This window comes from Aeromonas sp. R5-4, assembly GCF_040908215.1.
Classification (GTDB): Bacteria; Pseudomonadota; Gammaproteobacteria; order Enterobacterales; family Aeromonadaceae; genus Aeromonas; species Aeromonas veronii.
The window spans coordinates 135,363-149,477 of sequence record NZ_JBFODG010000013.1 but is presented as its reverse complement, the minus strand read 5'-3'; the positions used below and the strand labels follow the sequence as shown (position 1 = coordinate 149,477).

The following is a 14,115-nucleotide window of genomic DNA, read 5'->3' as shown; positions in this document are numbered from 1 at the left end:
GTGGGGGCCCGGTTTTTATCAGAAAAAAGAACCGATTACAGGCGGCTTGCCAGCATGGTTTCCAGCTTGCCCTGGTCGATGGCAAACATGCGGATGCCTTCGCCCAGCTTCTCGTGAGCCATGGCATCCTGGTTCAGTTCCCAGCGGAATTCGGCTTCGGTCATCGGGGTCGGTTTGGCCTTGCGCTCACCGGTGTAGTCCAGTTTGCGTACCACGGCGCCTTCGGTCTTGCTCAGCTCTTCCAGCAGGGCCGGGCCAATGGTCAGGCGGTCGCAACCGGCCAGTTCCAGGATCTCGCCGGTGTTGCGGAAGCTGGCGCCCATCACCACGGTCGGGTAGTCGTGCTGCTTGTAGTAGTTGTAGATGGAGGTGACGGAGACCACGCCCGGATCTTCGCTGGCGGTGTAATCACGGCCATTTTTGGCCTTGTACCAGTCGAGGATACGACCCACGAACGGGGAGATCAGGAAGGCACCGGCTTCGGCACAGGCACGGGCCTGGGCGAAGGAGAACAGCAGGGTCAGGTTGCACTGGATACCCTCTTTCTCCAGTACTTCAGCGGCACGGACCCCTTCCCAGGTGGAGGCCAGCTTGATCAGAATGCGGTCGTTGCTGATGCCGGCTTCGTTGTAGAGACGGATCAGTTTGCGGGCCTTGGCGATGCTGGCTTCGGTATCGAAGGAGAGACGGGCATCCACTTCGGTAGAGATACGGCCCGGAACGATCTTCAGCACTTCCAGACCGATGTTGACGGCCAGCTTGTCGCCCGCGTCGATGATTTGCTGTGCCTTGTCCTGGCTCTGGGCTTTGGCCCACTTGATGGCGTCTTCGATCAGCGGAGCGTACTCGGGGATCTCGGAGGCCTTCAGAACCAGAGAGGGGTTGGTGGTGGCATCGATGGGCTGATAGCGTTTGATGGCTTCGATATCGCCGGTGTCGGCAACAACAGTGGTCAGGGCTTTCAGCTGGGTTAATTTATCGGCCATAGCGAATATCATCTCTTAATGAGGGAGTAATCCCTGGGTTGCGGGCTTGAGACGGTGGTTCTGAAATAAAATTACAGGATCTTGGTGCCTCAGGCTCAGAAAAGCGCGATGGGGGCGGCCCATCGTCATTGCCTGCCTAATTAATACTGATGTGCTGCATCCTGCAATAGGGGCGCTTGGTTGTTAAACATTCAGACTGTTGAGTGATCCCGTTTTATGGCTTGAAACTATATGATTAGTAAGGTTTTTTACATTTCCTCCCGACCTCGCTCCGGTTTGCTTTCAGCTGAACTTTTTTAGCCAATATCCATATTTGTGTCGTCGATCACATAAATTATCTCGCTACGTACTTGAAATTTAATTACAGAGAAAACGTTTGGCGAAATATCGCAGTTTGAAAGCCATTTCAGGCAAGCGTTTGCGTTTTCGCATAGCTCATCAGGGATATATCAAAATGGTTCTCTTATGGGGCTTAATGGTGGCCTGTCTGATTGAATTATTGAGTTTGTTGAAAGTTTGCGATTTAAATGGAGCTTTATGGGCTTTTACCGTTCGTTTTTTGTGTCTCGCGTGACCGGGATCACTATTCCGGGCTCTCCCGCTGTGCTAGATTCCGCCCCTTTAGCGAAACGCTAATTAAACGACAGACAGAAAACGGTCAGCGCAGACTGGCCATGGATGTGAATAACAACGAGAGAATTATGGACACCTTGATTGCGATGCTAAACGACCTGATGTGGGGAGCCGTGCTCATCTACCTGCTCATCGGGGTCGGTATCTTTTTCACCTTCCGCCTGGGTTTTATCCAGATCCGTCACTTTGGCCACATGTTTTCCGTGCTGAAAAACAGCCGTAAATCGGACAACGCAGGCATCTCCTCCTTCCAGGCCCTCTGTACCAGCCTTGCCGCCCGTGTCGGCACCGGCAACCTGGCCGGTGTGGCTGTCGCCATCTATCTGGGTGGCCCCGGCGCCATCTTCTGGATGTGGCTGATTGCCTTTATCGGCATGGCGACCGCCTTCGTTGAAAGCACTCTGGCCCAGCTCTACAAGGTCAAGGATGAGGATGGCAACTACCGTGGTGGCCCGGCCTACTACATGGAGAAAGGCCTTGGCATGCGCTGGATGGGGGTGGTCTTCTCGCTCTGCCTGATCCTGGCATTTGGCCTGGTGTTCAACGCGGTGCAGGCCAACTCCATCAGTCTGGCGATGAAGGTGGCGTTTGGCATTCCTGACTGGGTCAGCGGTCTGGCGCTGGTGGCGCTCTCCGGCCTGATTATCTTCGGCGGCATTCGTGGCATTGCCCGTTTTGCCGAGCTGGTAGTGCCCTTTATGGCACTGGCCTACATCCTGCTGGCGCTGGTGATCGTGGCGATGAACATCACCGAGTTGCCCCATGTCTTCATGCTGATCATCAAGTCCGCCTTCGGGATTGAGCAGGCAGGCTCGGGTGCGCTCGGTTATGCCATCTCCCAGGCGATGATCAACGGTATCAAGCGTGGTCTCTTCTCCAACGAAGCGGGCATGGGCTCTGCGCCCAACGCTGCGGCGACTGCCACTCCCTATCCGCCGCACCCGGCCTCTCAGGGTTATGTGCAGATGCTGGGGGTCTTTATGGACACTATCGTCATCTGCAGCTGTACCGCTGCCATCATCCTGATGTCCGGTCAGTTTGAGCCGGGCTCCGGCGTGACCGGTGTCGAGCTGACCCAGCGGGCGCTCTCCTCCCAGATTGGCAGCGGTGGCAACATCTTTATTGCTGCGGCCATCTTCTTCTTCGCCTTCACCTCTATCGTGGCGAACTACTCCTATGCCGAGACCAATCTGGTGTTCCTCGAGCACAACCACAAGGGCGGCCTGATGCTGTTCCGGGTGTTCGTACTGGGGATGGTGATGTTCGGCGCCGTGGGTGAGTTGCCGATCGTGTGGGCCATGGCGGATGTCTCCATGGGTCTGATGGCCATCGTCAACCTGGTGGCGATCCTGCTGCTCTCCAGCGTCGCCATCAAGCTGGCGAAGGATTACAACGACCAGCTCCGGCTGGGCAAGGTGCCCACCTTCGATGCCAACAAATACCCCGAGATCCGCTCCCAGCTGGAAGAGGGGATCTGGGACAATCCGACCAAAAAGTAACAAGCGGTGAATCAAACCTCTTGATTAAAACCTGAAGGGGGGAGCCGGTGGCTCCCCCCTTCTTTTACGGTGCACTCGCTGGCTGTTGATCCCAGCGCTGGGCGAGTTGTCTGACACGCCGTCGTAACTGGCGCCAGCAGCGCCCTTGTTGCCGTTTGCTGAGGGGGGCATAACGCCAGAGTCGATAGAGCCACGCACTCTTTAGCAGGGGATGGGCAAGGTCGGGACGCAGCCGTGCCAGCCGCTCGCACCATGCCCCCATGCTCTCGGCGGGCTCTGGTGGGTAGCCGCTGCGTTTACCCCGTTTGAGCAGGGGCTGCCAGATGCGCCGCTCTGGCGGCAGGCGGGCGGGCAACAGCAGGGGCAGGCTCACCAGCAGGGCGACCAGCATCAGGCTGGCGAGGATAAACCAGGGAGTGTGTCCCGCCAGTGCGGGCCAGCGCAGGCCGATTTGTTGCCAGAGCTGACCCGCATCGTAACCAATCACCCAGCGACTCCACTGGTAGTCGATATTGTTGCCCCACCAGCGCAGTTGATTGAGCAGAGCCCAGTTGCGATAACGCTGCAAAGTGAGGGGGTCGGCGGCGGTAAACTCGTCGCTCAGCGCCTCCCTCACGCCGTCTTCAATGCGCTCCGGTGCCACTGCCGCCGTGGGGTCGATTCGCCGCCACTTTCCCCCTTCATCGAGATACTCTACCCAGGCGTGAGCATCGAACTGGTGCACCGCCAAATAGTTGCCCCTTGGATTCCACTCACCGCCGAGATAACCGGTGACCAGCCGTGCCGGAATACCGGCGGCGCGTAGTACGAAAGCGGTCGCCATGGCGTAGTGGCCGCAAAAGCCGCGTTTGGTATCGAACAGGAACTCATCCACCCCGTCACTGCCAAGCCGTGGCGGGGTCAGAGTGTAGTAATAGGATTGGCTGCGAAACTGCGCGAGCAGGGCTGCGACCAGCGCAGCGCGTTCTGGATAGCGCACAGCCAGCCCTTGGCCGTGAGCTCGCGCTCTCGGGTTGCCCTCGGCTGGCAGTTGCAGGTTGCGCTGGGCGGCTTGGTGGTCATCCTCGGGCAGCGCTTCGCCGCGGCCAATGCGATAGCGGATCGCCACCTCGCCGCTCCCCTGACGATAGAGGGTGTCGAGAGGGGTAAGCAGCACCGGGCCCGCCAGCAGGCGCGGTTCACTCAGGGCAAAGGCCCAGCGGTGGCGCTGGGGCTCGGCGATCACCTCGTAGCTCCCGGCGGGTAACGGACTATCTGCCAGTTGAGAGTTGGCCTGAGAAGAGGATGCCAGAAGGGTGAGCCCGTTTTGCACCGGCACCGTCCGCTGCCACGCCCTGATCTCGGGGCTTAGCAACCAGCGCTGGCCATCGAAAACCTCTTGGCGCATCACCGGAAAATAGCGCTCGCGGACAGGGGGCGGGCCATCGGCAAAAGTGACCCGAAACGCCAGTTCGGAGGAGTTGACCAGTTCGTTGATATCGCCGGGGGCCAGCTCTTCCGAGAGCCCCGACAGGGCGCGGCTGGTGGTGGGCATCTGCCAGAGGGGCGGGAGCCTTGGCAGCAGCAAAAACAGGGTAATAAGCAGTGGAAGCGCCAGCAGCAGGGAGCCACCCGCGCTGCGCCAAGGCCATTTCTGCTCGGGAGCGATGGCTGCCACCAGCGCGGTCACTGCCAGCCAGAGTGCCACTGCCATCCCGGCCGTCCAGCCGATGCTTTGGCGTTGTACCAGCGCCAGCGCGATCAGAAAGAAGGCGAGCAGCAGCACCTGCTCGATATCCCGCTCGCGCCGTACCTCGATCATCTTGAGGCTATAGCCGAGCCAGAGCAGATTGATCAGGGCTGGCAGGGTTCCTAGCCCACGCCACTGCAGCCCCAGCAACAGCACAGTAGTGATGGCCAGCAGCGCCAACCCGCGGGCAGGCAGGGGCGGCCAGCCGCGCCACAGCATCATGGCCCGGACGCCGAGGGTGATGGCGCCCACCGCCGCCACCCAGATCTGCAGTTGGGGCCAGAGCGCCGCGACCAGCAGCAGCTGTTGCAGGGCGATGAGTGGCAACAGACGGCGGTTATCGAGCAGCATCCGGCGTGCTCTTCGGTGGTGTGGCATCGAACTGGGCTAGTGCCAGCAGGCAGTGCTGCACAAAGGTGGCGCCACTATCGGGCCCCAGCGTCTGGTTTGCCAGCGTCAGGGTGAAGGGGATGCCCCGCTTGCCGTAATCGGCGCACCACCAGGCCAGCACCGCCAGCCGCTGCTCCAGATCCCCGCCTGCGACCCGCGGCAATGTGAGGTGAGTGTCATCCTGCTGTGGTTCATGGAACTGTTTGGTCAGCAGGCCGCGCCCTTGGGCAAGTTGCTTCCAGGCGACCCGGCTCAGTGGTTCACCGGCCTGATGTGTCCGCAGGGTATCAAAGTCACCGAGGGGCGCTGGAGCGGGCTGGCCCTGATAACCCTCGCTTTCGGTCGCATGTACCCCCATTAGCGCCCCGAACGCAGGTTTGGGGGAAAGCCAGCCCTCCAGTTGCAAGTCCAGCAGGGACCAGCAGCGAAACAGGCCGAGGGGGTAGCAGCTCTCGACCCGCAATCGACCAAGGGGCAGTGACCCGCGGCGAGAGCCCGATACTGGCAGGATAACTGTGCTGGGCACAGCGTCGGCCTGTGCCAGCCAGAGGGTGCCTTCGTTGAGGCTAAAACGGAGTGCCAGCACCGGGCGCGGGCTCTGCACCAAGATACGGATCGGCAGCTGGCTACCCGCTTCCCCCAGCATCAGCGGGCCACCCAGCAGCTCCAGCCCCAGCAGATTGCGGTGGGTGAGCCACATGGCTGCCATAAACAGGCTGCCGAGGCAGTAGGCCACCAGCAGCACCAGATTGTTCTGGTAATTGGTGCCGAGCAGATAGATGGCGAGCAGCACCAGCAGATAGAGCAGCCCCATGCGGGTGGGGAGGATAAAGAGGCTGCGGGTACCCAGCATGATCTGGCGGGCCGGGGGAATGCGGCGATCGAGCCAACGCTGCTGCCAGCGGGCTCGCCACTGCTGCCAACGGTCAAACAATTTGCTCATCAGGGATTGTCCGGATCGACCTTGGCCAGCAATCGCTGGCTCAGGGGACAGGCTTCGCCGTGCTGTACGCCAAAGCTGCCCCGCAGCCGATGCTCGGCCACATAGGGGAAGACTGCCTGCACATCCTCCACCGTGACAAAGCGCCGCCCCGCCACCAGCGCCCAGGCCCGGCTCACCGCCAGCAAGGTCTGGGCTGCACGGGGGGAGAGGGGCTGTGGCAGCTCCCCATCAAAGCGGCTCTGGTGTACCAGTGTCAGCAGGTAGTCGAGGGTGGCATCGGAAACATGGATGGCATCCCCTTCGCTTTGCAAGGTGGCGAGCCCGGCAGCATCCAGCATGGCGGGCAACGGGACAGTCGGTTGGTGGCCACGCAGCAACTGGCGCTCCGCCTCTCGTGGTGGAAAACCCAGCGAGAGTCGCACGGCGAAGCGGTCGAGTTGGGACTCCGGCAGTGGATAGGTGCCCGCCTGATCCCCAGGGTTCTGGGTAGCGATGACGAAAAATGGATCGGGGAGGGAATGCGTATTCCCCTCAATGCTCACCTTGCCCTCGGCCATAGCCTCCAGCAGGGCGCTTTGTACTTTGGGGCTGGCACGGTTGATCTCGTCCGCCAGCAGCACCTGGGTGAAGATGGGGCCGGGGTGAAAGCGAAATGTTTGTTGCTGGGGGTCAAAAATCTGAAGCCCCAGCAGGTCGGCGGGGAGCAGATCGGCGGTGAACTGCATGCGCCTGCATGCCAGCCCCAGCACCTGCGACAGCGCGTGGGCCAGGGTGGTTTTGCCCATGCCGGGCAGATCCTCGATCAGCAGATGACCGCGCGCCAGCAGGGTCACCAGCGCGATTTTCAGTTGCAGCGGCTTGCCCAGAATGACTTGCTCCAGTGCCGCCAGCAGCCCGGCAATCTGCTCTTCTCTTTTCATTCCCTTCATACACATTCCCTGTATTGCGTCGCACCTACAGCTTATACGCCCGCAAGGGCCAAGGCGGATAACAGACGGGCGGTAAAGTGCAGCGCAGGGATGGCAATGAGCGGGAGGTGACCCGGTTTATTGCTGAATCTGCTCGATTCAATATGGCCGCCCAGGCACGCAGCGCAATAGAATATTTCCTGATTGGAATTTACCGATCGCCATATCTTCACTAGGTGAGGGCGGTGGGCACCCATATAGTTGCCCCATTGCGACGCGCTGTGTTGCTAGCTTTGTCACCACCTTGGCCCCGCCACTGTTCGCCTGTCGCTGTGATCTGGCAGGCATCGGCACGCCAATCTGTTATGGAGCATCCATGCCTGTATTCCTGCTGTGCACTTTTCTGATGATCATCCTCTATCCGGTCGGGATCGATCTCTATCTGGTCGCCGTGCCCAAGATTGCCGATGCCCTGCAGGCGAGCGAGGCGCAGATCCACACTGCCTTCTCCATCTATCTGTTTGGCATGGCGGCCACCGTGCTGTTGGGCGGGATGATTGCCGATCGCTTCGGGCGGCGCTGGGTGGTGCTCGGGGGCGCCCTGATTTTTGTCCTCGCCTCGCTGGTGGCAGGCAGCGCAGAGGGGATAAGTCAGTTCTATTTCGGCCGTTTCTGGCAGGGGGTCGGGGCCGGTGCGCTCTACATCATGACCTTTACCGTGCTGCGGGATGTGCTGAGTGAGGAGCGGCTGGCGATGGCGCTCTCGATGATCAACGGGGTCATCTGCGTGATCCCGGTGCTGGCGCCGGTGCTCGGTTACCTCATCCTGTCCCATTTTGACTGGCGCGGGATCTTCGTGGCGATGGCGCTGGTGGCGGCCATCAGCGGTCTTGTGAACTTGTTGCTGCTCAAGGAGACCCGCCCGGCGCGGCAACCGGGGAGTAGCGCTGCGCTGCCTTTTGCCCTGCTGTGCTCGCCGCGCTTTATGCTGCTCTCCCTGCTGACCAGTGCCAGCGTGACCTCTATTCTGGTCTATGTCAGCGTCTCGCCGCTGATCCTGATGAAGGAGTTTGGTTTCACCACCGAGCAGTATTCCATCGTGATGATGGTGATGGCCGGCGTGAGTATGTCCACCTCCTTCCTGACGCCCCTGCTGTTGCGCTGGTTGGGCAAACAGAAAGTGCTGGCGGTGGCTCATCTCTCCTATCTGCTGGCTGCGTGCTCACTGATCGGCAGCTGGCAGGCGGGGGGCGATATCCATCTGCTGCTGCCGGGGTTTGCGCTGGTCTGTGTCGGCTTCTCCTGTGGCTTCGGGGTGGCGATGGGGGAGGCGCTCGATGGTTGTCAACACAATGTGGCCTTTGCCAGCGCGGTGCTCTGCATCATGCAGATCAGCCTCTCCGGCCTCTATATCTGGCTGCTGGGCCAACTTGGCTTTGCCCCGACCGAAATGCTGATCTGCGCCCTGCTGCTGGCACTGCTCAGTTACCTGGCCGTCAAAGGGCTGTTACCATGGCTCGCGCTTCGTGAAGCGCGGTCGCAGGGCTGATGGAAGATGAGAGGGGATATGCGCAATCTGGGTGAACTCGATTTGAACCTGCTGGTGGTGTTCAAGTACCTGATGCAGGAGCGCAGTGTGGCAGGGGCGGCCAAAAAGCTCTGTGTCACTCCGTCAGCGGTGAGCAAGTCTCTGGCCAAATTGCGGGAGTGGTTTGACGATCCCCTGTTTGTGCGGGTGCGGCAGGGGTTGCAGCCGACCAACCTCTCCCTGACCCTGGAGGAGGAGCTGAAGGTCTGGTTCCAGCTCACCGACAGCATCACCTCGCTCAATAGCGAGGCGATCCCCGACGGTGCCCGCTTCACGCTGGTGATGGAGTCCCCCTTCTACATCAGCTTCCTGAGCGATCTGCCCATGACCATCTACCAGAAGTACCCCAACTCGGTGGTCAGGATGCTGGGGTGGGATCACCACTCCCTCAACGACATCGTCAATGGCGATGCTGATCTCGGCTTCTGCGCCCGCGAGACCCATGGCCGCTCCCTGGCCAAGGTCAACCGCTTGCCTTATTACATCGATCACGAGGTGCTGTTCACCGATCGCCCTGTCGTGTTCCTGCGCAAGGATCACCCCTTGCTCCAGCAGAAGTGGTCGCTGGAGAACTTTCTGGCCTGCCCCCAGATCAGCATGGTGTGGGAAGCGAACGATACCTGGGCTCTCGACAGTCTGCTGGAGGATGAGGGATTGAAGCGGGAGGTGCCCATCATGGTCTCAAGCTTCGAGCAGGCGCTGCATATCGCCTCCCAGTCGAGCCACGAACTGATTGCGGTGGCTCCTTCCTACTGCGGTGGTTATGCCAGTCGGCATCACGGCAATCTGATCGCCATGCCGCTGCCGCTACCCGAGAAGCTCTACGCCCAGCTGGAGATCGCCTTCATCCTGCTGTGGCACAAGCGGCACAATCAGGATGCCAAGGTAATGTGGCTGCGCAACGAGATAAGGCGACTCTACAACGATGAATCGCCACGCTAATGTGAGCGTGACGGTGCCCATCGATCAGCCGGAGCCATCTGCTCCGGCTTTTTGTTTTTGGAGCGCCCTGATGAGCGGGCTTTTGTACGACTGAAGTGCCGAGCTCGGGTTCAGCTGTGTGCCATTCAACTCTCTTTATGCACAGATTGGCCTTGGTTGCACGTCTCGAGTGAAGCTCTTTTCACGAAAAAAATTCATGTGGTTTCATTAGAAAACTTCACTAATGGTCACTTTTAAAGTGTGATCGACCATTAAATTCCTGTATTTGCAGTGATATAGCATGGCACCCCTTGGAATGGCGGGGTTAGATAGCGCCTGCGTAGGTGAGTGCCAGTAGAGCGCGGCGTGAGCCAGCCCCACAGGTCGTCTGTGGCCGTGTCATGCCCCGGCTATCTAGCCACCAGCCATGAGTGACGGAGCAGAGGGGAATAAGCAAAACCGGCTTGAGTGAAGGGATGCAGCAAAGGTAGAACCCGGAGCCGGTAACTGTACCGGGAGACGCCACTCATCATCCCCCGATAACCCCTAATTGAAACCGGCTAGATGAAAAGCACCTTTCATCGAACGGGGCCCGTGCACCCGAAAATAGCCAGATTGGCAGGCTGACTGTGCTCTCCGTTATAGCAATGGCGGGCAAAAAATAGTGCGGCAGCCACCACCAGATTAATAAAAATAAATCTCAGCAAAGGCAGGTTGATATGCGTCCAGCAACAGCACCCACAGGGTTGTTACAACAGCCCAAACCCTTCTTTATGATATTTTTCGTCGAACTCTGGGAGCGCTTCGGTTATTACGGCGTGCAGGGGATATTGGCGGTCTTCTTTGTACAGCAACTGGGTTTTTCCCAAGAGCAATCCTTTATTACCTTCGGTGCCTTCTCGGCGCTGGTATATGGTCTGATCTCGGTCGGCGGCTATGTCGGCGACCATGTGCTCGGCACCAAGCGCACCATGGTGCTGGGGGCGGTTGTACTGGTTATCGGCTATTTCATGACCGGCATGTCCATCTACAATCCTGACCTGATTTTCTATGCGCTCGGTACCATCGCGGTCGGCAACTGCCTGTTCAAGGCCAACCCGGCCAGTCTGCTCTCCAAATGTTATGCCCCGAAAGATCCACGGCTGGATGGTGCCTTTACCCTCTTCTACATGTCGATCAATATCGGCTCGCTTATTTCCCTCTCGCTCGCGCCGGTGATTGCCGATCACTACGGCTATACCGTGACCTATAACCTGTGCGGGGTGGGGTTGATTATTGCGCTGCTCACCTTCTTTGCCTGCCGCAATATGGTGAAAGATATCGGCTCCGAGCCGGATCATCTGCCCCTCAACTACGGCAAGTTGCTGATGGTATTGGCTGGCTCGGTGGTCATGGTCTTCTTCTGTGCCTGGTTAATGCACCACGTGGTGATCGCCAACATGGTGCTGATGACGGTGACCATCGCCGTGGTGATCTTCTTCTTTCGCGAGGCATTCAGGCTCGACACCGTGGGTCGCAACAAGATGTATGTGGCCTTCGTGCTGATGCTGGAGGCGGTGCTCTTCTATGTGCTGTATGCCCAGATGCCGACGTCTCTGAACTTCTTTGCCATCAACAACATGCACCACGAAATGCTGGGCATGAGCGTCAACCCAATCAGCTTCCAGGCGCTCAACCCCTTCTGGGTGGTGGTGGGTAGCCCGGTACTCGCGATGATCTATACCCGTATGGGCAGCAAGGGGCGGGATCTCACCATGCCGCTCAAGTTCACTCTCGGGATGTTCTTCTGCTCGCTGGGCTTTCTGACGGCGGCTGCATCCGGCTGGTGGTTTGCCGATGAGCAGGGGCTGACCTCCCCCTGGTTTATGGTGCTTATCTACCTGTTCCAGAGTCTGGGCGAGCTGATGATCAGTGCGCTGGGACTGGCGATGGTCGCCGCGCTGGTGCCACAACGCCTGATGGGCTTCATTCTCGGAATGTGGTTCCTGACTCAGGCGATGGCGTCCCTGCTGGGTGGCTATGTGGCGACCTTTACCGCCGTGCCGCAAGGGATGACGGATCCGCTGCAAACCTTGCCGATCTACACCGGCGTGTTTGGCAAGATCGGGATGGCGACCCTGCTGATTGCGGTAGTGATGGGGCTGATGGTGCCCTGGCTCAACCGGATGATGAATGCGACGCCGACAGAGGCCGAGGGGCTGGTGGCGGGACAATCACAGGCGTAATGAGGGGAGGATAGTGCGAGACAAGGCAAGGGCTGCGACCCTTGCCTTGCTGTTGATGGCTTAGTTGTACTGCTCTTCCATCCAGGCTTCGACGATCAGCTGCGCCGATACCCCGTCCACACTGCCTTTTTCCAGCGCGCGATAGCCGCCCCGCTCAAACAGCCGGGCGCGGGCATCTGTGGTGGTGAGTCGCTCATCCTTGAACTCCACCGGCTTGCCGAAACGGCCATGCAGCCGGTTGCCGAATTTGCGGGCCCGTACCGTGATCTCCTGATCGGTGCCATCCATGTTCAGCGGCAGGCCGACCACCAGCAGGTCCGGTTGCCACTCCTTGAGCAGCTTCTCAATCTCGTCCCAGTTGGGGATGCCGTCGTTGGCCTTGAGGGCGCGCAGAGGCTGGGCTGTGCCAGTCAGCTCCTGACCGATGGCGACGCCAATGCTCTTGGTGCCATAGTCAAAGCCCATGATGCTGCGTGATGACATAACTGATAAATCCTCGAAATAGAGAGCGGAGCGGGCCAGCCGATTAGCTGTGGCCGATATCGCTGGAGAGGTGAACCGGGTTCACCCCTATGCTGGCGGCGGCTTGCTGCCAACGTTTGTGAATGGGGGTCTTGAACACCAGAGCCGGATTGGGGGGGATCACCAGCCAGGCGCCGTCCACCAGCTCCTGTTCCAGTTGACCTGCGCTCCAGCCTGCATAGCCAAGGGCCACCAGCCAATGGGCAGGAGCCTCGCTCGTACCCAGGGTTTCCAGAATATCCTTGGAGGTGGTCACCATCATCTCATCCCCCACCTGCAGGGTGGAGTTGAAACCGGGGCGGAAGCTGTGCAGCACGAAGCCGCGATCGGCGTGAACCGGCCCCCCTTGCAGTACCGGTTGTTTGAGCTCCGGGTTGTTGGGCGGGTTGAGCTGGAGCTGGGTCAGCATGGTTTCCAGCGACATCTCGACCGGAATGTTGACGACCAGTCCCATGGCGCCCTCTTCGTTGTGCTCGCACAGATAGACCAGCGAACGCTCGAAGTAGGGATCCGTCAGGCTTGGCATGGCAAGCAGGAAGTGATTTTGCAGTGTTTGCATAGAGGCCAAATAGTGCAAAGGTATTTGAGGTCAATTATGGCAGTTGATCCCCATGGGAAAAACCGCTTTTTGGGCTGGGCGAGATCCCGCCCCTTTCCGGATTGTCTTGAAACAGAGAGGGTGGCGCCGGGCCACCCTCTCTTTTTCCGGGCTTGTCGGGGGCGGTTACCCCTGAACAGGCCGGTTAGCCTGCCTGGCGATTATTTGCCCAGTCGACGCTCGATGGCATCCATCAGCATGCCTGTGATGTGTACATCGAACGCTGCTTCAATCTCGCGAATGCAGGTCGGGCTGGTGACGTTAATCTCGGTCAGGCGATCGCCGATGATGTCGAGGCCGACGAAGATGAGGCCTTTCTCTTTCAACGTCGGGCCCACCGCACGGGCGATGGCCCAGTCCGATTCGCTCAGGGGGCGTGCTTCACCACGGCCACCGGCCGCCAGATTGCCGCGGGTCTCCCCCTGCGCCGGAATACGGGCCAGGCAGTAGGGAACCGGTTCACCGTCCACTACCAGTACCCGCTTGTCGCCATCCTTGATGGCGGGCAGATAGGTCTGCGCCATGCAGTACTGGCTGCCGTGGGCGGTCAGGGTTTCGATAATCACGCCGACGTTGGCGTCATCTTCCTTCATGCGGAAGATGGAGGCGCCGCCCATGCCGTCCAGCGGCTTGAGGATCACGTCCTTATGCTTCGCGTGGAAGGCGCGCAGCTTGTCGGCGCGGCGTGTCACCAGCGTGGTCGGGGTATGCTCGGCAAACCAGGCGGTGTAGAGCTTCTCGTTGGCGTCGCGCAGGCTCTGCGGCTTGTTGACGATAAGGCAACCCTCATCCTCGGCTCGCTCCAGCATGTAGGTGGCATAGATAAATTCGGTGTCGAACGGCGGATCCTTGCGCATCAGGATCACATCGAGGTTGGAGAGGGGCTGATCCACCACCTCGCCCAGGGTGTACCAGTCGGCATAGTCATATTTGACGGTGAGCGGGCGCATGGTGCCAAAGGCGCGACCGGCTTCCATGTAGAGATCCTTCATCTCCAGATAGAAGAGCTCATAGCCGCGCTTTTGCGCCTCTTCGAGCATGGCAAAGCTGGAATCTTTCTTGATGTTGATGGCCGAGATGGGGTCCATCACGATGCCGAGTTTAAGGGTCATCCGCTGTTCCTTTTTAATGGCTCGATAGGGTTGTAGGGTCGATTAGCGCAGCGTAATCGTC

11 protein-coding genes are annotated in these 14,115 nt (G+C 59.5%); 4 read left to right on the top strand and 7 right to left on the bottom strand.

Annotation, left to right across the window (positions count from 1 at the left end):
* Positions 1-35: 35 nt before the first annotated feature.
* Positions 36-986, bottom strand: a complete 951-nt coding sequence (gene tal / locus AB5Y83_RS05050) for a transaldolase (protein WP_368174810.1) — start codon at positions 984-986, stop codon at positions 36-38.
* A 701-nt stretch (positions 987-1,687) separates the two neighbouring features.
* On the opposite strand from tal, the gene AB5Y83_RS05045 reads away from it, so the two are divergent.
* Positions 1,688-3,118, top strand: a complete 1,431-nt coding sequence (locus AB5Y83_RS05045) for a sodium:alanine symporter family protein (protein ID WP_013724018.1) — start codon at positions 1,688-1,690, stop codon at positions 3,116-3,118.
* 64 nt (positions 3,119-3,182) lie between these two features.
* On the opposite strand, the gene AB5Y83_RS05040 is transcribed toward AB5Y83_RS05045, so the two are convergent.
* The 3 genes from AB5Y83_RS05040 to AB5Y83_RS05030 are packed head-to-tail and all read right to left on the bottom strand — an operon-like array spanning position 3,183 to position 7,100.
* The gene (locus AB5Y83_RS05040; protein ID WP_368174809.1) at positions 3,183-5,198 is read right to left on the bottom strand and encodes a transglutaminaseTgpA domain-containing protein; all 2,016 of its coding nucleotides are present in this window, start codon (positions 5,196-5,198) and stop codon (positions 3,183-3,185) included.
* Positions 5,185-6,180 carry a DUF58 domain-containing protein gene (locus AB5Y83_RS05035; protein WP_368174808.1) on the bottom strand — a complete coding sequence of 332 codons (996 nt, stop codon included), beginning with the start codon at positions 6,178-6,180 and terminating at the stop codon, positions 5,185-5,187. Before AB5Y83_RS05035 ends, AB5Y83_RS05040 begins: the two co-directional genes overlap by 14 nt.
* The gene (locus AB5Y83_RS05030) at positions 6,180-7,100 is read right to left on the bottom strand and encodes an AAA family ATPase (protein WP_368174825.1); all 921 of its coding nucleotides are present in this window, start codon (positions 7,098-7,100) and stop codon (positions 6,180-6,182) included. Before AB5Y83_RS05030 ends, AB5Y83_RS05035 begins: the two co-directional genes overlap by 1 nt.
* Positions 7,101-7,464: 364 nt before the next feature.
* Between AB5Y83_RS05030 and AB5Y83_RS05025 the strand changes: the two genes are divergently transcribed.
* From AB5Y83_RS05025 to dtpB, 3 genes are all read left to right on the top strand, one after another.
* A complete protein-coding gene (locus AB5Y83_RS05025) occupies positions 7,465-8,637 on the top strand; it encodes an MFS transporter (RefSeq protein WP_368174807.1) in 1,173 nt (390 codons plus the stop codon).
* A gap of 18 nt (positions 8,638-8,655) precedes the next feature.
* Positions 8,656-9,618, top strand: coding sequence for an HTH-type transcriptional regulator YidZ (gene yidZ / locus AB5Y83_RS05020; RefSeq protein ID WP_064338536.1), 963 nt, complete (start codon positions 8,656-8,658; stop codon positions 9,616-9,618).
* A 698-nt stretch (positions 9,619-10,316) separates the two neighbouring features.
* On the top strand, positions 10,317-11,822 hold the full coding sequence (dtpB, locus tag AB5Y83_RS05015; protein WP_368174806.1) for a dipeptide/tripeptide permease DtpB: 1,506 nt from the start codon (positions 10,317-10,319) through the stop codon (positions 11,820-11,822).
* Positions 11,823-11,882: 60 nt separating this feature from the next.
* On the opposite strand, the gene ruvX is transcribed toward dtpB, so the two are convergent.
* From ruvX to gshB, 3 genes are all read right to left on the bottom strand, one after another.
* On the bottom strand, positions 11,883-12,305 hold the full coding sequence (gene ruvX, locus AB5Y83_RS05010) for a Holliday junction resolvase RuvX (protein ID WP_005343821.1): 423 nt from the start codon (positions 12,303-12,305) through the stop codon (positions 11,883-11,885).
* Between the two features lie 43 nt (positions 12,306-12,348).
* Positions 12,349-12,903 (bottom strand): YqgE/AlgH family protein, encoded by a 555-nt coding sequence (locus AB5Y83_RS05005; RefSeq protein WP_005349793.1) that lies wholly within the window; start codon positions 12,901-12,903, stop codon positions 12,349-12,351.
* A gap of 200 nt (positions 12,904-13,103) precedes the next feature.
* Entirely contained in the window at positions 13,104-14,054 is a 951-nt protein-coding gene (gene gshB / locus AB5Y83_RS05000; RefSeq protein ID WP_368174805.1) for a glutathione synthase, read from the bottom strand.
* Positions 14,055-14,115: the final 61 nt, after the last annotated feature.